Raw genomic sequence first — 22,882 nt, 5'->3', positions numbered from 1 at the left:
TCATGACCATGGCCAAGCGCGACACCTACACGCCCGAATCGCTGCTCGCGGTTGCCGTCGAGGTGTTCAACGAGCGCGGCTACGACGGCACCTCCATGGAGCATCTGTCCCGCGCCGCCGGAATCTCCAAATCGTCGATCTACCACCACGTCAAGGGCAAGGAAGAGCTCCTCCGGCTGGCCATAAGCCGTGCGCTGGACGGCCTGTTCCACATCCTCCAGGAGCCGGGGGCGCGCGAGGGCCGGGCGGTGGAGCGGCTGGAGCACGTGGTCCGGCGCACCACCGAGGTGCTGATGGCGGAGCTGCCCTACGTCACGCTGCTGCTGCGCGTCCGGGGCAACACGGACACCGAGCGCTGGGCCATGGAGCGCCGCCGGGAGTTCGACCACCAGGTCGCCGAGCTGCTCAAGCAGGCCGCGGCCGACGGCGACCTGCGGGCCGACGTGGACGCACGGCTGGCCACCCGGCTGCTCTTCGGCATGATCAACTCGATTGTCGAGTGGTACCGGCCGGGCCGCGGCGGCGCCGCGACCTCCGACGAGGTCGCCGACGCCGTGGTCCGCACCGCATTCGCCGGTCTGCGCACCCAGGGCGAGGGCGCCTAAGGGACGCCTAAGGGCTGTCCCGTCATCCCCAGTGGATCAGCGAGCGGCGCCGATGCGGTCAATCGCAAGGCGGAGGGTCGTCCTCGTACCGGGCGTACTCGGGCGATCCCGACAACGCGGCAGGGGCACCTCCCGGGCGAAGCCTGGGGGCCGCCGTAGCCGGCGTCGGGAGCCCGCTGGGGATGACGGGACAGCCCTTGGCCCCGTGCGGGGCCGGTCACGGCTCCGAATCGAGGTCCGTCTCCTCGAACACCAGCAGTGTCCGGGTGCTCAGCACCTCCGGTATCGCCTGGATCCGGGTGAGGACCAGCTCGCGCAGCGAGCGGTTGTCCGAGGTGTGCACCAGCAGCAGCACATCGAAGTCCCCGCTGACCAGGGCGATATGGGCCGCTCCCGGAAGCTCCCTGAGCTGCTCGCGCACCGTGCGCCAGGAGTTCTGGACGATCTTCAGCGTGATGTACGCGGACGCGCCCTGCCCGGCCCGCTCCTGGTCCACCCGGGCACTGAAGCCGCGGATCACCCCGTCGTCGATCAGACGGTTGATCCGCGCGTAGGCATTCGCCCGTGACACATGCACCTGATCGGCCACGGAGCGTATCGAGGCCCGGCCGTCCGCCCGGAGCAGCCGGAGGATGTCGCGGTCGATGGAGTCCAGTGGCCGTGCGGGCGGTTTGCCGTCCGAATGGGCCATCTGTTCGTCCCGCATGCCGCCCCGCCTCCCCTTCATGGACATCCTGTCTTCATCTCAGGGGGTGCGGAACCGTTTGTCCACAGGCTGGGGTCGCCTGTAGCCAAAATGCGTCAGCGACCGAACAATCGGTAGGGAGGGGTGCCGCTGTGGCCTGCCTCACGTTCCAGCTGTCCGCCCGCCTGTCTTCCACCTACCACCCTCGAGCGAGGTGCTGAGCACCACCTCCCTCAAGTCCCGGAGGTCGCGTCATGACGGTCCTTGAGCAGCCCGGTGCCTACCGGCCCACTCCCCCGCCCGCCTGGCGGCCCCGCGTCGACGCCGCGCCCCTGCTGCCCGACGCCGAGCCGTACCGCCTGCTGGGCACCGCCGCTGCCGCCGACGTCGCCGCCGACCTGCTCACCAGGCTCCACCGCGAGCTGGTGCACGGCCGCCGGTACAACGCGCAGGCCACCGCCCTCACCCGGCAGGGCCGACTGGCCGTCTACCCCTCCTCCACCGGCCAGGAGGCCTGCCAGGTCGCCGCCGGTCTTGTGCTCGAGGAGCCCGACTGGCTCTTCCCCAGCTACCGCGACACCCTCGCCGCCGTCGTCCGTGGCCTCGACCCGGTCCAGGCCCTCACCCTGCTGCGCGGCGACTGGCACTCCGGCTACGACCCCCGCACCCATCGCGTCGCCCCCCTGTGCACCCCGCTCGCCACCCAGCTGCCGCACGCCGTCGGACTGGCCCACGCCGCCCGCCTCAAGGGTGACGACGTGGTCGCGCTCGCCCTCGTCGGCGACGGCGGCACCAGCGAGGGCGACTTCCACGAGGCCCTCAACTTCGCCGCCGTCTGGCAGGCCCCGGTGGTCTTCCTCGTCCAGAACAACGGCTTCGCGATCTCCGTCCCGCTCGCCAAGCAGACCGCCGCGCCCTCCCTCGCCCACAAGGCCGTCGGCTACGGCATGCCCGGCCGCCTCGTCGACGGCAATGACGCGGTCGCCGTCCACCAGGTCCTCGACGAGGCCGTGCGCAGGGCCCGCCGCGGCGGAGGCCCCACCCTCGTCGAGGCCATCACCTACCGCATCGAGGCCCACACCAACGCCGACGACGCCACCCGCTACCGGACCGAAGCCGAGGTCGAGGCATGGCGGGCACATGACCCGATAGCGCTCCTGGAGGACGCCATGCGGGACCGCGATCTGCTCGACGACCAGAGCGTGGAAGCCGTGCGCGAGTCCGCGGAGCGGCTCGCCGCCGATCTGCGCGAGCGGATGAACCAGGACCCGGTCGTCGACCCCATGGAGCTCTTCGAGCACATCTACGCCGACAAGACCAGCCAGCTCCGCGAGCAGGCGGCCCAGCTGCGCGCCGAGCTCGACGCCGAGACCGGGGCCGACGAGTCCGAAAAGGGTGCACGATGACCACCGCCACAGCCACCGGGACCGGCACCGCCCGCAAGCCCGCCACCATGGCCCAGGCCCTCGGCCGCGCCCTGCGTGACGCCATGGCCGCCGACCCCTGCGTCCATGTCCTCGGCGAGGACGTCGGCACCCTCGGTGGCGTCTTCCGCATCACCGACGGGCTCGCCAAGGAGTTCGGCGACGGCCGCTGCACCGATACGCCGCTGGCCGAGGCGGGCATCCTCGGCACCGCCGTCGGCATGGCGATGTACGGGCTGCGGCCCGTCGTCGAGATGCAGTTCGACGCCTTCGCGTACCCGTCCTTCGAGCAGCTCGTCAGCCATGTCTCGCGGATGCGCAACCGCACGCGCGGCACCATGCCGCTGCCGCTCACCGTGCGGGTGCCGTACGGCGGCGGCATCGGCGGGGTCGAGCACCACAGCGACTCCTCCGAGATCTACTACATGGCCACCCCCGGCCTCCATGTCGTCGCCCCCGCGACCATCGCCGACGCCTACGGGCTGCTGCGCGCCGCCATCGCCTCCGACGACCCCGTCGTCTTCCTCGAGCCCAAGCGGCTCTACTGGTCCAAGGGCGACTGGTCGCCCGACCGGCCGGACGAGGTCCCGCCCATCGGGCGGGCCGTGGTCCGGAGGCCGTCCGGTGCGCCGTCCGCCGCGGCGGCTGGTGGTCCGGTGGCCGGTTCCGGAGCCGGCCGGGGCGGCCGGAGTGCCACGCTCATCTCCTACGGGCCGTCCGTCCCCGTCTGCCTCGAGGCCGCCGAGGCGGCCCGCGCGGAGGGCTGGGACCTCGAGGTCGTCGATCTGCGCTCGCTCGTGCCCTTCGACGACGAGACGGTCTGCGCCTCCGTCCGCCGCACCGGCCGCGCCGTGGTGGTCCACGAGGCCACCGGCTTCGGCGGCCCCGGCGGGGAGATCGCCGCCCGGGTCACCGAGCGGTGCTTCCACCACCTCGAGGCGCCGGTGCTCAGGGTCACCGGGTTCGACATTCCCTACCCGCCGCCCATGCTCGAGCGGCACCATCTGCCCGGTGTGGACCGGGTGCTGGACGCCGTCGCCCGCCTCCAGTGGGAATCGGAGTTCACCGAGGGGAGGGCCGTCTGATGGCTGTGGTGCGGGAGTTCACCCTTCCGGATCTGGGGGAGGGGCTCACCGGAGCGGAGATCGTGCGGTGGCTGGTGCAGGTCGGCGATGTTGTCGCCATCGACCAGCCGGTCGTTGAGGTCGAGACCGCCAAGGCCATGGTGGATGTGCCCTGCCCGTACGGCGGGGTGGTCACCGCCCGCTTCGGCGAGGAGGGCACCGAGATGCCGGTGGGGGCGCCGCTGCTCACCGTCGCCGTTCCGGAGGGGGCGGATACGGGTGGTGGTTCCGCGGTTTCCGGTGGTTCTGCGGGCGGTGGTTCTGGCTCCGGTGGGGCCGCCTCTGAGGGTGGGTCGGGCAATGTGCTCGTCGGGTACGGCACGACCGCCCCGGCCGCGCGCCGCCGCCGGGTACGGCCCGGCGCCGTCCCCTCGGCCGCCGTCTCCGCCGGTGCCGGTGCCGATGCCGTTTCCCGGCCGGTCGTCGTGGGGGATGAGCGGCGTCTCCAAGGGCCCATCCCTGTGATCTCGCCGCTGGTGCGGCGGCTCGCCCGGGAACACGGTCTCGATCTGCGCGGGCTCACCGGCTCCGGGCCCGATGGGCTCATCATGCGTGCCGACGTCGAGCGGGCGGTGCGGGGGCCGGCGGCGGACGGCCTTGCGGAGGACGGCCTTGCTGCGGACGGCGCCGCGGTGGGCGGCGTTGTCGCGGACGGTCCGGACGTGACCTCGGGTCCCGCGGTGCGGGAGGAGCGCGTTCCGCTGCGGGGTGTGCGGGGCCTGGCCGCCGACAAGCTGGCGCGGAGCCGTCGGGAGATCCCCGACGCCACCTGCTGGGTGGACGCCGACGCCACGGAACTGCTCGCCGCCCGTGCCGCCATGAACGCCGCCGGTGGCCCCAAGGTCTCCCTGCTCGCCGTCCTGGCCCGTATCTGCACGGCGGCGCTTGCCCGTTACCCCGAGCTCAACGCCACGGTGGACATGGAGAGCCGGGAGATCGTCCGGCTCGCCGATGTGCACCTCGGCTTCGCGGCGCAGACGGATCGGGGGCTGGTCGTACCGGTCGTCCGCACTGCGCATGCCCGCAGCGTCGAAGGGCTCTCCGCGGAGATCGCCCGGCTGACCGAGGCCGCCCGCGCGGGTTCGCTCGCCCCGGCCGAGCTGACGGGGGGCACGTTCACCCTCAACAACTACGGCGTCTTCGGGGTCGACGGATCGACGCCGATCATCAACCACCCGGAGGCGGCGATGCTCGGCGTCGGCCGGATCGTCCCGAAGCCGTGGGTGCACGAGGGGGAGCTCGCGGTGCGGCACGTGGTGCAGCTGTCGTTCACGTTCGACCACCGGGTGTGCGACGGAGGGACGGCCGGGGGGTTCCTGCGGTATGTGGCCGATTGCGTGGAGCGGCCGATGGTGCTGCTGCGGGGGCTGTAGCCGGGGTGCGGGTGGGCGTGGGTGCGCGGTGGGTCCGTGGTTCGGGTGCGGGTCCGGGGCCTCCGCGGCGGGGCCCTGGACCGTTGACAGCGTCCAGGACCCCACCGCCGCGACCCGGTCCCCTCACGGCTCGTCGGCGGTCGCCCCTCCGGGTCGGCTGTCCTGCCCGGTGCGCCTGTGCGCCGGTGGGGGTGGGGGCGGCGAGGGCTGATCGGGCGATACTCGTGGGGTGACTCCAGGTGCGTATGACGCTGTGATCCTGGCCGGGGGCGCCGCGCGGCGGCTCGGTGGGGCGGACAAGCCCGCCTTGCGGGTGGGTGGACGGGCTCTGCTCGACCGGGTGCTGGCCGTCTGCCGGGAGGCGGGGGAGACCGTGGTCGTCGGACCGCGCAGGCCGACCGCCCGCCCCGTCCGCTGGGCGCGGGAGGAGCCGCCGGGCGGCGGACCGGTCGCCGCCCTTGACGCGGGCGTACGGCAGACCACCGCACCCGTTGTCCTCGTCCTCTCCGCCGATCTGCCGTTCCTCACCTCCGAGACCGTAAAAGCCCTGCTCACCGGCGCCGAGGAGGCCGATGGCGCGGTGCTCACCGACTCCGGCGGACGTGAGCAGCCCCTGGTCGCCGCCTACCGCGCCGAGCCGCTGCGGCGCGAGATCGCGCTCCTCGCGGCCGAGCACGGCGGTCTCTCCGGCCTTCCGCTCCGTCTGCTCACCTCCGAGCTGTCGCTCGGCCTCGTCCACCACCCCACCGCTTCCTTCGACTGCGACACCTGGGAAGACATCACAACAGCCCGCGCGCGGATCAGGGAGCATGGAGTCGTGTTGGATGAATGGATCGCCGCGGTCAAGGCCGAACTCGGGGTCGACCTCGATGTCGACACCACCGCCCTGCTCGACCTGGCCCGGGACGCCGCGCACGGAGTGGCCCGGCCCGCCGCCCCCCTGACCACCTTCCTCGTCGGCTATGCCGCGGCCCAGCGGGGCGGCGGATCCGAGGCGCTGGCCGACGCGATGCGCAAGGCGTCGGCGCTGGCCGCTCGTTGGGCCGATGAGGCCGGGACACCGGAGCAGTCGGCGGGATGACGCGGCGCGACCGGGCGGGGGACGACGAGGCGCTCGACCGCGAGGTCGACGAGGCGCTGGCGCTGGCCAACGAGCGTGAGACGACCGCGGCCGCGGCCGAGGACGACCACGCGGAACGCGACTGGGCCAGCCCCGCCCTCGACCTCGCCCAGGGACGTACGCCCCCGGACCGCGAGACCCCATCCGCCCGGCACCGGAAGCCGCCACCGGGGCGCGGCCGCCAGTCGTCGGGAGGGGACGGGGACGCAGGGGCGGGGGTCCTGGACGCTCTCGTACCTGTGTGGCGCCAGTCTCCGGACGACCCCGCGTCCGAGGGCACCGGCGCCAGAGACAGACGGTCCAGGACCCCCGCCGCGGAGGCCCCGGACCCGCGCGCGGAAGACAACCCCGATACCCCCACCACCCCCCGTACCTGGTCCGACGCCCGCGCCACCGCGGGTGCCGCCGCCGCTGCCACCGCGCCCGTCACGGTCGTACGGCCGCTCGGTGAGGCCCTCGGGCATGTCCTCGCCGAGCCCCTCGCCGCCCTCACCGACCTCCCGCCGTTCGACACCTCCGCCATGGACGGCTGGGCCCTCGCCGGTCCCGGGCCCTGGCGGCTTCCCACCCCCGAGTCCGCGCACCCGCGGGAACACGGCGAGCACGGGATACTCGCCGGGCACGCCGAAGCCGCCCCGCTCCCCGACGGGCACGCCGTCCGCATCGCCACCGGCGCCCGGATCCCGCCCGGCACCACCGCCGTCCTGCGCTCCGAGTACGGCACCGACACCGGCGACGGCTGGCTCCACGCAGCCCCCGCCCACCCCGTCGGCCTCGGCCAGGACATCCGGACCCGTGGCCAGGAGTGCCGCAGCGGCGATCATCTGCTGTCCCCGGGCACCCCGATCACCCCCGCCGTGCTGGGGCTCGCGGCCGCCTCCGGCTACGACGAGCTGGCCACCGTCCGCGGCCCGCGCGTCGAGGTGCTGGTTCTCGGCGACGAACTGCTGGCCGAGGGGCGCCCCCGGGACGACAGGATCCGGGACGCGCTGGGCCCCATGGTCGGCCCGTGGCTGCGGGCGCTCGGCGCCGAGGTGTCGGAGACCCGCCGACTGGCCGACGACGCCGACACGGTCCACGCGGCCGTGGCGGAGTCGACCGCCGACGTGATCGTCACGACCGGCGGCACCGCGGCCGGACCGGTGGACCATGTGCACCCCACGCTGCGCCGTCTGGGCGCGAAGCTGCTGGTGGACGGGGTGCGGGTACGCCCCGGTCATCCGATGCTGCTGGCGCGGCTCGCGCCCGGGCGGCATCTGGTCGGTCTGCCGGGCAATCCGCTGGCCGCCGTCTCCGGTCTGCTGACGCTCGCCGAGCCGCTGCTGCGCACGCTCGGGGCGCGCCCGGCGGTCGAGCCGCGCCGGATGCCGCTGGCCGCCGCCGTGCACGGGCATCCGGTGGACACCCGGCTGGTGCCCGTGGCGTTCCGGCGCGGGGCGGCGCTTCCGCTCCGGTTCAACGGTCCGGCGATGCTGCGCGGTATCGCCGCGGCGGACGGTCTCGCGGTGATCCCGCCGGGCGGTGCGGAGCGCGACGACGAGGCGGAGGTGCTGGCGCTGCCCTGGCCGGGAGGGTACGGCGGCACACCCGCCGGGACCCGAGCCAGCGGCGCATCCGATGACGAAGACGGCATACCCACCCCGGAGGCCCCCGCGTGAAGCTGCCCAGCCAGGACGCGGCCGCCCGCACCCCCGAGGACGCCAGTCACCGGGTCCGCCTGCCCCACTTCCCCGCGGGCCCGCTGCGCCAGGTCGTCCGCAGACTGCTGCTCGCGCTGTTCGTGATGGTGCTGACCGTGGTCATCGTGTACACCGACCGCGCCGGGTACCACGACAACTCCGATGAGCACGTCGACTTCCTGGACGCCGTGTACTACTCGACCGTCACGCTGTCCACCACCGGTTACGGCGACATCGTCCCGTACAGCGACAGCGCACGGCTCAGCAACATCCTGCTGGTCACCCCGCTCCGCGTGATCTTCCTGATCATCCTGGTCGGCACCACGCTCGAGGTCCTGGCCGAACGCACCCGCGAGCAGTACCGCTTGAACCGCTGGAGGTCCGCCTTGCGCGATCACACCGTTGTCGTGGGCTTCGGGACGAAGGGGCGGTCCGCCGTGCAGACGCTCTGCGCGACCGGGCTGCGCAAGGACCAGGTGGTGGTGGTCGACCCCAACCACAAGGTGATCGAGGCGGCCAACGCGGACGGATTCGCGGGGGTGGTGGGCGATGCGACGCGCAGCGATGTGCTGTTGCGGGCGGAGGCGCAGCGTGCCCGGCAGTTCGTGATCGCGACGCAGCGGGACGACACCGCGGTGCTGGTCACGCTCACCGCCCGGCAGCTCAACAAGCGTGCCAACATCGTGGCGGCGGTGCGGGAGGAGGAGAACGCTCCGCTGCTGCGCCAGTCGGGCGCCGACGCGGTGATCACGAGCGCGAGCGCGGCGGGCCGGCTGCTGGGGATGAGCGTGCAGAGTCCGACCGCGGGCGCGGTCATCGAGGATCTGATCCAGCAGGGCAGCGGTCTTGACCTGGTGGAGCGGACGGTGGTCAAGGCGGAGGTGGGCCGTTCGGTGCGGGACACGGACGACCTGGTGGTGTCGGTGCGGCGCGGCCATCGGCTGCTGGCGTACGACGACCCGGACGCGAGTCCGCTCCAGGCGGCCGACCGGCTGATCACGATCGTGCGCGCGCCGACGCCGCCGGAGGAGTGAGCGGCGGGAGTAGCCTCGCGGCCATGCATGCGATCACGATTCCTGAACCCGGGGGCCCGGAAGCACTCGTATGGGCGGAGGTGCCCGATCCGGAACCCGGTGAGGGGGAAGTCCTCATCGATGTGGTGGCCAGTGGTGTCAACCGTGCCGATCTGTTGCAACGTCAGGGCGTCTATCCGCCGCCGCCCGGTGCCTCGCTCCACCCCGGTCTCGAGTGCTCGGGCCGGATCGCCGCGGTGGGCCCCGGGGCCACCGGATGGGCGGTGGGGGACGAGGTGTGCGCACTGCTCGCGGGCGGCGGATACGCGGAGCGGGTGGTGGTCCCGTCGGGGCAGGTGCTGCCGGTGCCGGAGGAGGTCGACCTGGTCACCGCGGCGGCGCTGCCCGAAGTGACCGCCACCGTTTGGTCGAACGTCTTCATGATCTCCCATCTGCGGCCCGGCGAGACGCTGTTGGTGCACGGTGGTTCCAGCGGAATCGGCACCATGGCGATCCAGCTCGCCAAGGCGGTCGGGGCGCGGGTCGCCGCGACCGCGGGGAGTGCGGAGAAGCTGGCGGCCTGCGGTGAGCTGGGGGCCGACATCCTCATCAACTACCGCGAGCAGGACTTCGTGGAGGAGGTGCGCCGGGGCACCGACGGCGCGGGGGCGGACGTCATCCTGGACATCGTCGGCGCCAAGTACCTCGCCCGGAACGTGGAGACGCTCGCCGTGAACGGCCGGTTGGCGATCATCGGCTTGCAGGGCGGGGTGAAGGCCGAGCTGAACCTCGCCACCCTGCTGGCCAAGAGCTGTGCGGTGATGGCCACCGGGCTGCGGGGCCGCTCGCTGGCGCAGAAGGCGGCGATCGTCGCGGCGGTGCGGGAGCATGTCTGGCCGCTGATCAGCGGTGGCCGGGTCCGTCCGATCGTGGACCGGACGATCCCGATGCGGGAGGCCGCGGAGGCCCACCGGCTGCTGGACTCCAGTGAGCATGTGGGCAAGGTGCTGCTCACGGTCTGAGGTCAGGGAGGGGACCCGTACAGCGGCGCCTGGAATGCCTGGTTTATGGCTCCATGTGAATCTGAACCCGTTGCACACTGGTTCGGCACGGGAGAGTGACGACCGTGAACCCTGCGTTCCGCACCCTGCCCGCCGCGCTCCTGCTGGCGGGGGCCGTACTGTCGGCGGCCCCCGTGGCGCAGGCCGACGACGGCGGGCTGGCGGGTACCCGCGCCGGGGAGGGCCGTACCCATCCGGGCCGGACCGATCCGCCCGCGTCCTCGCCCCCGGGCGAGGACGTCCCGGGCGGGGTGAGCGAGGAGGGGGAGGGCGCCTCGTCGTGGCAGCTGGTGCCCCGCTGGACGCCGTCCTCCCTGACGGTCCCGGAGACGGGTGAGCCGCCGATGGCCCGGGAACTGGCGCCGTCGGAGCACCGTTACGAGACGCGGCGTACCGCGGCCGAGCCCGGCGACCGGGCGATGCGGGTGCTGCCGCTGGGCACCGGTCTCGCGCTGACCGGGCTCGGGCTGGGACTGGCGTTTCTGGGGTTGCGGCTGCGCCGTCAGTGAGCGCCCGCCCCCGGGATCCGCGGCGGACCGGGCCCCTCTGCCCCCGCCCGGGGTGCCGGTGCGGAACAATGGGGGTATGAACCAGCCGATGAACGAACGCTCGCAGGAGAGCCCGCACGTCCTGGTGGTCGGTCCGGACGGCATGGCGCTCGGCGGTGTCACTCCTGGCGAGGGCAGTGATGACGACGAGTCGCGCGAGGTTCCCGTGACGGACATGGTCGAACAGCCGGCGAAGGTCATGCGGATCGGCAGCATGATCAAGCAGCTTCTGGAGGAAGTCCGGGCGGCACCTCTCGACGAAGCCAGCCGGGTCCGGCTCAAGGAGATCCACTCCAGTTCGGTCAAGGAGCTGGAGGACGGGCTGGCGCCCGAGCTGATCGAGGAGCTGGAGCGGCTGTCGCTGCCGTTCACGGACGAGGTGGTGCCCACCGAGGCGGAACTGCGCATCGCCCAGGCGCAGTTGGTCGGCTGGCTGGAGGGACTGTTCCACGGCATCCAGACGACGCTTTTCGCCCAGCAGATGGCGGCGCGGGCCCAGCTGGAGCAGATGCGCCGGGCGCTGCCCCCGGGTGTCGGCCTGCCCGAGGAGGGCGAGGTCGGGCCGCAGCACGGCGGTGCCCGTTCCGGCCCGTATCTCTAGCGGTTTCAGCGGCTCAGCGCGTGGCGGGCCGTCCCGGGACGAGTGCCCGGGGCGGCCCGCCGCCGTATGTCCGTGCCGCCGCGGCGTGCGCCTGGCGGTCGCTAAGGCCGCCCCGGACGCCGCGGTGCCCAAGCTGACGGCCCGGGCGCGGCCGGGAGCGGTGCGCCGACGGCCGCGAAGCCGGTCCACCTGGGTCGGCGGACCGGCTTCGCGGCGATGTGAGGACTGTCAGGCGGCCGTCGGGCCGGTGAGCGGGATCAGTCGTCCGGCATACCGGTGGAGACGGTCAGCTCGATGGTGTCCGTGTCCGGGTCGTACGGCTCGTAGTTCCGGAAGGTGTAGTTGAGGACGGTGCCCTTGCCCCAGAGGTTCTCGTCCTCGGTGGTGACCCGGTACTTCCAACCCGCCTTCTGGATGCACTTCTTGACGGAGTCGATGTACTTGTTCTGGAAGTCGGGCACCGAGTAGGTGCCCTTCTCCTCGGAGTTCTCGTACGCGTCCGTGCACTTCTCGGGGTCGATGGTCATGTTCTTGTTGCCCATCCGGAAGCCCGAGGGGGTCGCGGTGGGCTTCTTGCTGGGCTTCTTGCTCTCGTCGTCCTCCGAGCCCCCGCCACCGCCGCTGAGGGCGATCACCAGGACCAGGGCGAGCACCGCGATCGCCGCGACGACCGCGGAGCCTATGATCACGCGCTTGTTGCTGCCGCCGCCCCCGCCCGAAGGCGTCGGGGGCGGGGTGGACCCGAGGTTGTACGGCGGCGGGGTGGAGGCACCGCCGGTGTAGGCGGGTGCCGGAGCCTGGAAGCCCTGCTGGCTCACCTGGGTGGGCGGCGGGGTGGACGGGCCGAAGGCGCCGAACTGGCCGGTGGGCTGTGCCTGCGGCGGCTGGTAGGGCGTCTGGACGCCGCCCAGGCCCGCGGTGGCCTGCTGCTGGTCGACCGGCGGGAAGACCGCCGAGCCGACGCCGGAGCCGCTGCGGGCCGGCGGGCCGCCGCTGATGATGATCGGCGAGGCGCCGGTCTGGCCGGTGCGGGAGACCCGGGCGCATTCGTCGCGCATCGCCTCGGCGGTGGGGAAGCGCTCGTTCGGGTTCTTCTTCAGCGCACGGGCGACCAGGGCGTCCACCGCCGGGGGGATGGACTGGTTGATCGTGGACGGCGCGACCGGCTCCTCCTGGACATGCGCGTAGGCGATGGCCAGCGGGGAGTCCGCGTCGAAGGGCAGCCGCCCGGTCAGCAGCTCGAAGAGCATGATGCCGACCGAGTACAGGTCGCTGCGGGCGTCCACGCCGCGGCCGAGCGCCTGCTCGGGGGAGAGGTACTGCGGGGTGCCCACGACCATGCCGGTCTGGGTCATGGAGGTCACACCGGACTGCATGGCGCGGGCGATGCCGAAGTCCATGACTTTGACCACATTACGTTTGGTCATCATCACGTTACCGGGCTTGATGTCCCGGTGGACCAGGCCCATTTCGTGGCTGATCTCCAGGGCCGCCAGCACGTCAGCGGTGATTTTCAGCGCCTTTTCGGTCGGCATCGCGCCGTATTGGCGGACATCTGCGTCCAGAACCGAACGCAGCGGCTGGCCTTCGACGTACTCCATCACGATGTACGGCATCAGCGAGCCGTCGACGGAGTCCTCGCCCGTATCGAATACCGAGACGATATTGGTGTGCGTGAGCTTCGCAACAGACTGCGCCTCGCGGCGGAAACGCTCCCGGAAGGACTGCTCACGTCCCAGCTCGGTGTGGAGGGTCTTGATGGCGACCTGGCGGTCCAGCACCGTGTCGTAGGCCAGGTGCACGGAGGCCATGCCACCTTCGCCCAGCAGGTCACGAAGCTCGTAGCGGCCGTTCGCCAGGGACTGACCCTGGTACCGGCCTGGTGCGCCCTGCTGGCTCATTTCCTACATCCCCCTCGGCGCACTCACTGTTCTGACGCGCACGTTTCAACGCATTGATCTTCAAGTTCTGGATATCGTGGCCAAGTCTGCCCCAGGCCACGGACACGTCAAGCCGCGTGCCCGTTCCGTGACCGGATGCGCAAGAACCCGTCACGCGATTTGCATCGCTTCACCGTCAACGGGTTTGATGGCCGGTCCATCACAACCGATGTGCGGCGCGAAGGCTGTAGCGTGCCTAGCAGGAACCGTACCGCCCGTGGGCGGGGCGATGTCGACCAGACCCCCACCGAGAACGAGACGGCGAGGACCGATGGCACAGACCCAGAGCGCCCAGGGGCCCTCCGAACCTGACGCCAGCGGGTCCGGAATGTCGGACTCGCCGGAGTTGTGGGGTAACGGAGGCCTTGTCGGCGATGGACGATATCGCCTTACCCGCCGCCTCGGCCGCGGTGGCATGGCCGAGGTGTTCGGCGCCGAGGACCTCCGGCTCGGCCGGACGGTCGCGGTGAAGCTGCTCCGCGCCGACCTGGCCGAGGACCCGGTGTCCAAGGCCCGTTTCACCCGCGAGGCACAGTCCGTCGCCGGGCTGAACCACCACGCGGTGGTCGCGGTCTACGACTCCGGCGAAGACGTCATCGGCCAGAACACCGTGCCGTACATCGTCATGGAGCTGGTCGAGGGCCGGACCATCCGCGATCTGCTGCTCAACGCCGAGGCACCGCCGCCCGACCAGGCGCTGATCATCGTCTCCGGGGTGCTGGAGGCGCTCGCCTACAGCCATCAGCACGGCATCGTGCACCGTGACATCAAGCCCGCGAACGTGATCATCACTCACAGCGGCGCCGTCAAGGTGATGGACTTCGGCATCGCCCGCGCCCTGCACGGCGCGCAGTCCACGATGACCCAGACCGGCATGGTCATGGGCACCCCGCAGTACCTCTCCCCGGAGCAGGCCCTCGGCAAGGCCGTGGACCACCGCTCCGACCTGTACGCGACCGGCTGTCTGCTCTACGAGCTGCTGGCGCTGCGCCCTCCGTTCACCGGCGAGACCCCGCTGTCCGTCGTCTACCAGCACGTCCAGGACACCCCGGTGCCGCCGTCGGAGACCTCCGGCGGCACGGTGCCGCCGGAGCTGGACGGCCTGGTGATGCGCTCCCTCGCCAAGGACCCGGACGACCGGTTCCAGAGCGCCGAGGAGATGCGCGGGCTGGTCCAGTACGCGCTCCAGATGCTGCACGAGGCGGGCGGCCACACCGGGATGTGGAACACCGGCCCGGTCACCCAGCATCTGGGCGGGTCCACCCCCGCCATGGGCATGCCCGGCGTCGCGGGGACCACCGCGCTGCCGCACCCCGGCCACGGCGACACGTCCCAGCAGCCGATCATCCCCACCCGCGGGGGTGGTGACGACGACGGCTACGGCGGTGGCTACGACAACGGCTCCGGCGGACGCCGCAAGGGCCGCGGCAGGCTGTGGCTGATCGCCGCGCTCGCGGTGATCGCCATCGCGGCCGGTGTCGCCTTCGCCCTCCAGGCGGGGAAGAAGGACGGCGGGGGCGAGCCGAACAAGCCCCCGGCGACCCACCAGCAGAAGGAGACCTCGCGGCCGAGCGACAAGCCGACCGACGAGACGACCGAGCCGACGCCGTCCGACGAGAACACCGGCGGCACGGACGACGACTACACCCCGAGCCAGGGCCCGACGCCCTCGTACTCGGACGACTACCCCACGCAGGAGCCGACCGGGGAGCCGACGGGCGAGCCCACCGAGGAGCCGACCGGCGAGGAGACCACGCCCGGCGGTGAGGAGACCACTGCGCCGCCGGACGAGGAGACCACTCCGCCGACGTCGGACGTGCCGACGGACGACGCGAGCGACGCGGGCTGATCACGGGACATCACGGACGGCCGGGGCCTTCGGGCCCCGGCCGTCCGTCGTGTCCGGACCCCGCGGCGGCCCGTCAGTCGCAGAAGGCGTCCCGGACCGCCTCGTACTCCCGCGTCCACCACACCACCAGCGCCGCGGCCGCCGGGAACTGGTGATCGGCGCGCCGGTCCCCGCGCTGGTAGCGCCAGCACAGCATCCAGAAGTCATTGAGCCGCTCCCACCACACCCGGTGGACGGCTGCGGCCATCTCGGCGGCTCCCGCGCCCGCCGTGCGGCGGTAGGCCCGGGCGTAGGAACGGATCTTGGGGAGCTCCAGGGTGCCCCCGGGACGTACGAAGAAGATCGCGGCGGCGCGTACCGCCTCCTCGGCGCGCGGCTGCACCCCTAAGCGGTCCCAGTCGACGATGGCCGCCGGTTCCGTATCGCGGTAGAGCAGGTTCAGCGGGTGGAAGTCGCCATGGACCCAGCCGGTGGCCGGTACGGCGTCCGCCTCCGGCCGCCGGTGGCCGTACCGCTCGACCAGGGTCCGCCGCTCGACCAGCCGGTGTTCGGCGAGTTCGTCGAAGCTGTCGCGCGGGCGGTGGCGGCGGACCAGTGCCAGCAGCTCGTCGATGACGGTGAGGGTGTCCTCGGGGGCGGCCGAGGGGTCCGGGGGCTGTCGATCGTGCGTACGCGCCCGCATGACCCGCTCCAGACCGGTGTGCACGACCCCGAGCAGCCCGCCCAGTCGCCAGCACTGGGGGGCGGTCAGCTCACCGCCGTCCCGGTGCCGTCCGTCCACCCAGGGGTGCAGCGCGTAGCAGCGCCCGCCGATGACGGCGACGGTGTGCCCGTGGGCGTCGGGGACGGGCGGGGCGACGGGCAGTCCGAGCGCCTCCAGCCGCTGGGTGGCCCGGTGCTGGCGGGTGATGACGGCGCGGTCGCCGTCGAGGTGGTGCTTGAGGAAGAACCGGCCGCGGGTGGTGGTCAGGTGGTAGCCGCGATTGAGCAGTCCCTGGGTGAGCGGGCGGCAGGACAGCGCCTCACCGGCGCGGTCGTAGCGGCGGAGCAGGGCGCTCAGGGTTTCCCCGTCGGGAGCGGCCTCGGCGGAGGTGACATGTGAGCGCGGCACTTGCCAGATGTTAGATCACGCGGCGTCACGGCCCGGGCGCGCGGTGGTACGCGGGGGCGGGTCGGTGCGGTGAGGGGCGGGCGGGAATCCCGGTGCCTCCGGGGCGGCTCAGTGCTTCTGGGTCTCGGCCTGCATCCGGGCCACATACGCCGCGGCCTGCGAGCGGCGCTCCATGCCCAGTTTGGAGAGCAGACTGGAGACATAGTTCTTGATGGTCTTCTCGGCGAGATGGAGCCGCTCGCCGATCGCCCGGTTGGTCAGCCCCTCCCCTATCAGCAGCAGTATCCGGCGCTCCTGTTCGGTGAGCGAGGCCAGCCGGTCGTCGGGCTTGGCGACGCCGCCGCGCAGCCGGTCCAGCACCCGGGCGGTGGCCACCGGGTCCAGCAGTGAGCGGCCCGCCGCCACGTCCCGCACCGCGGCGAGCAGTTCACCGCCCCGGATGTCCTTGAGCACATATCCCGAGGCGCCCGCCATGATGGCGTCGAAGAGCGCCTCGTCGTCCGCGAAGGAGGTGAGCATCATGCAGTGGACGGACTCGTCGCGCGAGCGGATCTCCCGGCAGACCTCGACCCCGCTGCGGTCCGGCAGCCGGACGTCGAGCACGGCGACATCGGGACGGGTGGCCGTGATCCGGGCCAGCCCATCGGCCGCGGTGCCCGCCTCGCCGACCACTTCCATGTCCGGCTCGCTCGCCAGGAGCTCCCGGACGCCGCGCCGTACGACTTCATGGTCGTCGAGTAGGAAAATCCTGATTTTTCCTTCCTCGCGCACGGATCCAGTCTCACACACCAACTCTTCCCGTGCCTTTGTCCAGCGGGATACCGTGCGCTTGTCCGGCGGACTGCGGGGCTGTGACCAGTGGATGTGTCCCCATCAGCGCAATTTACTTGGAAATCCAAGCAAAATTGCAGGTCAAGTGGGGTTTCGCAGACATGTGACGCACTGGGTAACGTGCCTTTTGCAGGGCCAGCCGCCGGGAAACCTGTCACGCCCGGTCGGGCTTCGGCGCACCCACCCCGTGCACCGTCGCCGTGAACGGGCGAGCCGCAACTGGCCGCCGGCGGATCCCGGAGGCCGGACAGACGGAGGAGCAACGTGACCGTGGAGAGCACTGCCGCGCGCAAGCCGCGCCGCAGCGGAGCCAAGCGCACGAGCGCGGGGAACGCCAAGAAGCAGGCGGCGGGCCAGACCGATCTCGTACAACTGCTGACCCCCGAGGGCGAACGGGTCGAACACCCCGAGTACTCCATCGACCCCACCCCCGACGAGCTGCGCGGCCTGTACCGCGACATGGTGCTCACGCGGCGGTTCGACGCCGAGGCCACCACCCTCCAGCGCCAGGGCGAGCTGGGCCTGTGGGCCTCGCTGCTGGGCCAGGAGGCGGCGCAGATCGGCTCCGGCCGTGCGCTCCAGACTTCCGACTACGTCTTTCCCACGTACCGCGAACACGGTGTGGCCTGGTGCCGGGGTGTCGACCCGACCAATCTGCTGGGGATGTTCCGTGGGGTGAACCACGGCGGATGGGATCCCAACAGCAACAATTTCCACCTCTACACCATCGTCATCGGCTCGCAGACGCTGCACGCCACCGGCTACGCGATGGGTGTCGCCAAGGACGGCGCGGATTCCGCGGTGATCGCCTACTTCGGTGACGGCGCCTCCAGCCAGGGCGACGTCGCCGAGTCCTTCACCTTCTCCGCGGTCTACAACGCCCCGGTCGTCTTCTTCTGCCAGAACAACCAGTGGGCCATCTCCGAGCCCACCGAGCGCCAGACCCGGGTGCCGCTCTACCAGCGCGCCCAGGGGTTCGGTTTCCCCGGCGTCCGGGTGGACGGCAATGACGTACTGGCCTGTCTCGCCGTGACCAGGGCCGCGCTGGAGCGGGCGCGCACCGGTCAGGGCCCGATGCTCATCGAGGCGTTCACCTACCGCATGGGCGCCCACACCACCTCCGACGACCCGACGCGCTACCGCTCGGCCGAGGAGCGCGAGCTGTGGGAGACCAAGGACCCGATCCTGCGGCTGCGCACCCATCTCACCAAGCAGGGGCTGGCCGACGAGGAGTTCTTCGCCGGTCTCGAGCGGGAGAGCGACGCGCTGGCCAAGCGGGTCCGGGACGCGGTACGGGCCATGCCGGACCCCGACGACCTGGCCATGTTCGAACACACCTACGCCGACGGCCACGCCCTCGTGGACGAGGAGCGGGCCCAGTTCGCCGCGTACCAGGCTTCGTTCGTCACCGCTGAGGAAGGCATCTGACATGGCAGCCGAGAAGATGTCGCTCTCCAAGGCGATCAACGCGTCGCTGCGCACGGCGCTCGAGAACGACCCCAAGGTCCTCATCATGGGTGAGGACGTCGGCAAGCTGGGAGGCGTCTTCCGGGTCACCGACGGGCTCCAGAAGGACTTCGGCGAGGACCGGGTGATCGACACCCCGCTCGCCGAGTCCGGCATCGTCGGCACCGCGATCGGGCTGGCGCTGCGCGGCTACCGCCCGGTGGTGGAGATCCAGTTCGACGGCTTCGTCTTCCCCGCCTACGACCAGATCGTCACGCAGCTCGCCAAGATGCACGCGCGTTCGCTCGGCAAGGTCAAGATGCCCGTTGTCATCCGCATTCCGTACGGCGGTGGCATCGGCGCGGTGGAGCACCACAGCGAGTCGCCCGAGGCACTGTTCGCCCATGTCGCCGGGTTGAAGGTGATCTCGCCGTCCAACGCCTCCGACGCCTACTGGATGCTCCAGCAGGCCATCGGCAGCGACGACCCGGTGATCTACTTCGAGCCCAAGCGCCGCTACCACGACAAGTCCGAGGTCGACACCTCGGCGATCCCCGCCCCCCTGCACGCCGCCCGGGTGGCCCGACCGGGCACCGACCTCACCCTGGCGGCCTACGGCCCGATGGTGAAGGTGTGCCTGGACGTCGCCGCGGCCGCCGCCGAGGAGGGCAAGTCGGTCGAGGTCGTGGATCTGCGGTCGATGTCCCCGATCGACTTCGACACCCTCCAGGGCTCTGTCGAGCGGACGGGCCGGCTGGTCGTGGTCCACGAGGCACCGGTCTTCCTGGGCACCGGCTCGGAGATCGCCGCACGGATCACCGAGAGGTGCTTCTATCACCTTGAGGCCCCGGTGTTGCGGGTCGGCGGCTTCCACGCGCCGTACCCGCCGTCGCGGCTCGAGGACGAGTACCTGCCGGGGCTTGACCGGGTGCTCGACGCCGTAGACCGTGCGTTGGCGTACTGAAGGGCTTGAGGAGATCGTGACGATGACCGCAGTCGAACAGCGCTTCCGTGAGTTCAAGATGCCCGACGTGGGCGAGGGACTGACCGAGGCCGAGATCCTCAAGTGGTTCGTGGCCCCGGGCGACACCGTGACCGACGGCCAGGTGGTGTGCGAGGTCGAGACCGCCAAGGCCGCCGTCGAGCTGCCCATCCCCTTCGACGGGGTGGTGCACGAACTGCGCTTCGACGAGGGCACCACGGTGGACGTCGGCACGGTGATCATCTCGGTGGACACCCAGCCGGGCGCCGGTGACGCGCCCGCGCCCGCCCCCGAGACCGCCACCGCGCCCGAGGCCCCCGAGGCCGCCCCCGAGCCCGCCGAACAGGAGGGCCGCCAGGCCAATCTGGTCGGCTACGGCGCGGCGCCCTCCTCCACCAAGCGCCGTCCGCGCAAGCCGGTGCCGGGCCAGCAGCAGCCGCGTACCGCGCCCGCCGCCCCGGCGGCCCCCGCCGCGCCCAAGGCCCAGGCCCCCGCCCCCGCGTCCGCCCCGGTGGAGACCGCGGCCGGCCCCGAGCTCAACGGCCACGGCCCCCGCCCCGGCGCGGCCCGCCCGCTGGCCAAGCCCCCGGTCCGCAAGCTGGCCAAGGACCTGGGCATCGACCTGGCCACGGTCACCCCGACCGGCCCGGACGGGATCATCACCCGTGACGACGTCCACGCGGCGGCCGAGGCCGTGCCCGCGGCCGAGGCGCCCGCCGCCGTCCCCGCCGCCGCCGAGGCCGCGGCCCCGGGGGCCCGGGAGCGCCGGGTGCCCATCAAGGGCGTCCGGAAGGCCACCGCGCAGGCCATGGTCAGCAGCGCCTTCACCGCGCCGCATGTGACGGAGTTCGTGACCGTCGACGTCACCCGCACCATGAAGCTGGTCGCCGACCTCAAGCAGGACCCGGACCTGGCCGGGCTGCGGGTCAACCCGTTGCTGCTGGTCGCCAAGGCCCTGCTGGTGGCCATCAAGCGCAACCCGGACGTCAATGCCTCCTGGGACGAGGAGAACCAGGAGATCGTCTACAAGGACTACGTCAACCTGGGCATCGCGGCGGCCACTCCGCGCGGGCTCATCGTCCCGAACATCAAGGACGCGGGCGCCAAGACCCTGCCCGAACTGGCGTCCGCCCTGGGCGAGCTGGTCTCCACCGCCCGCGAGGGCAGGACCAGCCCGGCGGCGATGTCCGGCGGCACGGTGACCATCACCAACGTCGGCGTCTTCGGCGTGGACACCGGTACCCCGATCCTCAACCCCGGTGAGTCCGCGATCCTCGCCTTCGGCGCCGTCAAGCTCCAGCCGTGGGTCCACAAGGGCGAGGTGAAGCCACGCCAGGTGACCACGCTCGCGCTCTCCTTCGACCACCGGCTGGTCGACGGCGAGCTCGGCTCCCGCGTGCTCGCGGATGTCGCGGCCATCCTGGAGCGCCCCAAGCGCCTCATCACCTGGGGCTGATCCGGCACTCGACCCGATCCCCCGTCCGCATCGCGGACGGGGGATCCTTGTGCATACCTGATGTATCTATGATGTGCGCATCATGAGTCCCACCGATACGGCCACCAAGCCGCCGCCCGCCGCCGAGCGTGTCTACATCCATGTCAAGCAGGCGGTCCTCGACCGCCGTTACGAGGGCGGCACCCTGCTGAGTGAAGGGGAGCTGGCCGAGGCCGTCGGGGTCTCCCGTACGCCGGTGCGGGAGGCGCTGCTGCGGCTGGAGGCCGAGGGGCTGCTCAAGCTCTACCCGAAGAAGGGCGCCCTGGTGCTGCCGGTCTCCGCGCAGGAGATCGCGGACGTGGTCGAGACCCGGCTGCTGGTCGAGCAGCACGCGGTCGCCAAGGTCGTCCCCGCCGCGGAGCCGCTGCTGCTGCGGCTGGAGGAGCTGCTGGAGGAGCAGAAGGGCCATGCGGCGGCCGGGGACCTCGCCGCGTTCGCCGCCGCCGACCGGTGCTTCCACGCCGCGATCGTCAAGGCCGCCGGGAACGGCATCCTGGCCCAGCTGTACGACCAGCTGCGGGACCGGCAGCTGCGGATGGGGGTCGCCACCATGCACGCCGAACCGGACCGCATCGCCAAGAACATCACCGAGCACACCGAGATCCTGACCGCCCTGCGCGCCGGGGACGCGCTCTCGGCCTCCGCCACCGTGCAGCGCCACATCAGCTGGGTGAACAACCTCGCCCGGGGTGAGGCACGATGACCACCGCCCGGTTGCCCGGGGACCCACCCGGCGGGCGCCGTGCCGTCGCCGTCTGGGGCCTCGGCGTCGGCGTCTACTTCATCGCCATCACCTATCGCACCAGCCTCGGGGTGGCCGGCATCGACGCCGCCGAGCGCTTCCACATCAACGCCTCGGCGCTGTCCAGCTTCTCCATCCTCCAGCTGCTGGTCTACGCCGGGATGCAGATACCCGTCGGGCTGCTGGTGGACCGGCTCGGCACCCGTACCGTGCTGGCCCTCGGCGCCACCCTGTTCACCACCGGGCAGTTCGCCTTCGCGCTCTCCCACTCGTACCCGATGGCGCTGGCGGCCCGGGCGCTGCTCGGCTGCGGGGACGCGATGACCTTCATCAGCGTGCTGCGACTGGGCTCACGCTGGTTCCCGGCCCGCCGCGGACCGCTGATCGGCCAGATCGCCGCGCTGATCGGCATGGCCGGAAACCTGATCTCCACCCTGGTGATCGCCCAGGCCCTGCACCGCGCGGGCTGGACCCCGACCTTCGCGGGCAGCGCGGTCGGCGGGGTGGTCGTGCTCGTCCTGGTGCTGGTGTTCCTCAAGGACCACCCCGAGGGGTTCGAGCCCGTCACCGCGCCGCGCGGCGGCGAGGGCTTCGTCCGCCGTCAGATCGCGGCCGCCTGGCGGGAGCCCGGCACCCGGCTGGGCATGTGGGTCCACTTCACCACCCAGTTCCCGGCCATGGTCTTCCTGCTGCTGTGGGGGATGCCGTTCCTGGTCGAGGCCGAGGGGCTGTCCCGTGCCACGGCGGGTGAGCTGCTGACCCTGGTGGTGCTCTCCAACATGGTGATCGGCCTGATCTACGGTCAGGTCATCGCCCGCCACCACGCCGCCCGCGCCCCGCTGGCCCTCGGCACGGTCGGCACCACCGCCCTGCTGTGGGGCACCGTGCTGGCCTGGCCGGCCGCCCACGCCCCGATGTGGCTGCTGGTCACCCTGTGCGTGGTGCTCGGCTCCTGCGGACCGGCGTCGATGATCGGCTTCGACTTCGCCCGCCCCGCCAACCCGCCCGAGCGGATGGGGACCGCCTCCGGCATCGTCAACATGGGCGGCTTCACGGCCTCCATGACCACGCTGCTGGCCGTCGGAGTGCTGCTCGACCTGACCGGCGACAACTTCCGGATCGCGTTCGCCTCGGTCTTCCTCCTCCAGACGCTGGGCGTCTCCCAGGTGCTGCGGCTGCGCGGGCGCGCGCACCGCCGGGAGCGCGAACGCGTCGTCGCGAGCCGCGTCGAGGCGGTGCACGTACCGGCCTGA

The 22,882-nt window shown here is 72.0% G+C and carries 20 protein-coding genes; 16 read left to right on the top strand and 4 right to left on the bottom strand.

Annotated elements, in window-relative coordinates:
* The first annotated feature begins 2 nt into the window (after positions 1-2).
* Positions 3-605, top strand: coding sequence for a TetR/AcrR family transcriptional regulator (locus tag HUT19_RS19785; protein WP_176181756.1), 603 nt, complete (start codon positions 3-5; stop codon positions 603-605).
* 217 nt (positions 606-822) lie between these two features.
* Here the strand turns inward: HUT19_RS19785 and HUT19_RS19780 are convergent, their stop codons facing one another.
* The gene (locus tag HUT19_RS19780; RefSeq protein ID WP_176181755.1) at positions 823-1,311 is read right to left on the bottom strand and encodes an Lrp/AsnC family transcriptional regulator; all 489 of its coding nucleotides are present in this window, start codon (positions 1,309-1,311) and stop codon (positions 823-825) included.
* Positions 1,312-1,544: 233 nt separating this feature from the next.
* Between HUT19_RS19780 and pdhA (HUT19_RS19775) the strand changes: the two genes are divergently transcribed.
* The 9 genes from pdhA (HUT19_RS19775) (at position 1,545) to HUT19_RS19735 (ending at position 11,233) form a co-directional block, all read left to right on the top strand.
* Positions 1,545-2,696: a pyruvate dehydrogenase (acetyl-transferring) E1 component subunit alpha gene (pdhA, locus tag HUT19_RS19775; protein ID WP_176181754.1), complete on the top strand. Its 1,152-nt coding sequence runs from the start codon at positions 1,545-1,547 to the stop codon at positions 2,694-2,696.
* A complete protein-coding gene (locus tag HUT19_RS19770; protein WP_176181753.1) occupies positions 2,693-3,799 on the top strand; it encodes an alpha-ketoacid dehydrogenase subunit beta in 1,107 nt (368 codons plus the stop codon). The genes pdhA (HUT19_RS19775) and HUT19_RS19770 overlap by 4 nt, the downstream gene beginning before the upstream one ends.
* The gene (locus HUT19_RS19765) at positions 3,799-5,211 is read left to right on the top strand and encodes a dihydrolipoamide acetyltransferase family protein (protein ID WP_176181752.1); all 1,413 of its coding nucleotides are present in this window, start codon (positions 3,799-3,801) and stop codon (positions 5,209-5,211) included. Before HUT19_RS19770 ends, HUT19_RS19765 begins: the two co-directional genes overlap by 1 nt.
* A 229-nt stretch (positions 5,212-5,440) precedes the next feature.
* Positions 5,441-6,292 (top strand): NTP transferase domain-containing protein, encoded by an 852-nt coding sequence (locus HUT19_RS19760; RefSeq protein ID WP_254885664.1) that lies wholly within the window; start codon positions 5,441-5,443, stop codon positions 6,290-6,292.
* Complete coding sequence (locus HUT19_RS19755) at positions 6,289-7,989, top strand: molybdopterin molybdotransferase MoeA (RefSeq protein WP_176181751.1); 1,701 nt, start codon at positions 6,289-6,291, stop codon at positions 7,987-7,989. Before HUT19_RS19760 ends, HUT19_RS19755 begins: the two co-directional genes overlap by 4 nt.
* Complete coding sequence (locus tag HUT19_RS19750) at positions 7,986-9,044, top strand: TrkA family potassium uptake protein (protein WP_176181750.1); 1,059 nt, start codon at positions 7,986-7,988, stop codon at positions 9,042-9,044. Before HUT19_RS19755 ends, HUT19_RS19750 begins: the two co-directional genes overlap by 4 nt.
* A 23-nt stretch (positions 9,045-9,067) precedes the next feature.
* On the top strand, positions 9,068-10,045 hold the full coding sequence (locus HUT19_RS19745; RefSeq protein WP_176181749.1) for an NAD(P)H-quinone oxidoreductase: 978 nt from the start codon (positions 9,068-9,070) through the stop codon (positions 10,043-10,045).
* A 104-nt stretch (positions 10,046-10,149) separates the two neighbouring features.
* On the top strand, positions 10,150-10,593 hold the full coding sequence (locus tag HUT19_RS19740) for a hypothetical protein (protein ID WP_176181748.1): 444 nt from the start codon (positions 10,150-10,152) through the stop codon (positions 10,591-10,593).
* 76 nt (positions 10,594-10,669) lie between these two features.
* Positions 10,670-11,233, top strand: a complete 564-nt coding sequence (locus HUT19_RS19735; RefSeq protein ID WP_176181747.1) for a bacterial proteasome activator family protein — start codon at positions 10,670-10,672, stop codon at positions 11,231-11,233.
* A gap of 257 nt (positions 11,234-11,490) precedes the next feature.
* Here the strand turns inward: HUT19_RS19735 and HUT19_RS19730 are convergent, their stop codons facing one another.
* Entirely contained in the window at positions 11,491-13,134 is a 1,644-nt protein-coding gene (locus HUT19_RS19730; protein WP_176181746.1) for a protein kinase, read from the bottom strand.
* Positions 13,135-13,444: 310 nt separating this feature from the next.
* Here HUT19_RS19730 and HUT19_RS19725 point away from each other — a divergent pair, with 310 nt between their 5' ends.
* The gene (locus HUT19_RS19725) at positions 13,445-15,022 is read left to right on the top strand and encodes a protein kinase (RefSeq protein WP_176181745.1); all 1,578 of its coding nucleotides are present in this window, start codon (positions 13,445-13,447) and stop codon (positions 15,020-15,022) included.
* 73 nt (positions 15,023-15,095) lie between these two features.
* Here the strand turns inward: HUT19_RS19725 and HUT19_RS19720 are convergent, their stop codons facing one another.
* Both HUT19_RS19720 and HUT19_RS19715 read right to left on the bottom strand, forming a co-directional pair.
* Positions 15,096-16,133, bottom strand: coding sequence for a phosphotransferase (locus tag HUT19_RS19720; RefSeq protein ID WP_176181744.1), 1,038 nt, complete (start codon positions 16,131-16,133; stop codon positions 15,096-15,098).
* A 108-nt stretch (positions 16,134-16,241) separates the two neighbouring features.
* Positions 16,242-16,904 carry a response regulator transcription factor gene (locus HUT19_RS19715; RefSeq protein WP_176181743.1) on the bottom strand — a complete coding sequence of 221 codons (663 nt, stop codon included), beginning with the start codon at positions 16,902-16,904 and terminating at the stop codon, positions 16,242-16,244.
* Positions 16,905-17,228: 324 nt separating this feature from the next.
* On the opposite strand from HUT19_RS19715, the gene pdhA (HUT19_RS19710) reads away from it, so the two are divergent.
* From pdhA (HUT19_RS19710) to HUT19_RS19690, 5 genes are all read left to right on the top strand, one after another.
* Positions 17,229-18,392 (top strand): pyruvate dehydrogenase (acetyl-transferring) E1 component subunit alpha, encoded by a 1,164-nt coding sequence (pdhA, locus tag HUT19_RS19710; protein WP_176181742.1) that lies wholly within the window; start codon positions 17,229-17,231, stop codon positions 18,390-18,392.
* Between the two features lies 1 nt (position 18,393).
* Positions 18,394-19,374 carry an alpha-ketoacid dehydrogenase subunit beta gene (locus HUT19_RS19705; RefSeq protein WP_176181741.1) on the top strand — a complete coding sequence of 327 codons (981 nt, stop codon included), beginning with the start codon at positions 18,394-18,396 and terminating at the stop codon, positions 19,372-19,374.
* Positions 19,375-19,396: 22 nt separating this feature from the next.
* Positions 19,397-20,848: a dihydrolipoamide acetyltransferase family protein gene (locus HUT19_RS19700; protein WP_176181740.1), complete on the top strand. Its 1,452-nt coding sequence runs from the start codon at positions 19,397-19,399 to the stop codon at positions 20,846-20,848.
* Between the two features lie 82 nt (positions 20,849-20,930).
* Positions 20,931-21,590, top strand: coding sequence for a GntR family transcriptional regulator (locus tag HUT19_RS19695; protein ID WP_176181739.1), 660 nt, complete (start codon positions 20,931-20,933; stop codon positions 21,588-21,590).
* Entirely contained in the window at positions 21,587-22,882 is a 1,296-nt protein-coding gene (locus HUT19_RS19690) for a nitrate/nitrite transporter (protein ID WP_176181738.1), read from the top strand. Before HUT19_RS19695 ends, HUT19_RS19690 begins: the two co-directional genes overlap by 4 nt.

Source organism: Streptomyces sp. NA02950, assembly GCF_013364155.1.
Taxonomy (GTDB): domain Bacteria; phylum Actinomycetota; class Actinomycetes; order Streptomycetales; family Streptomycetaceae; genus Streptomyces.
The sequence above is the reverse complement of the archived record's forward strand: the minus strand, read 5'-3'. Positions and strand labels throughout refer to the sequence as shown.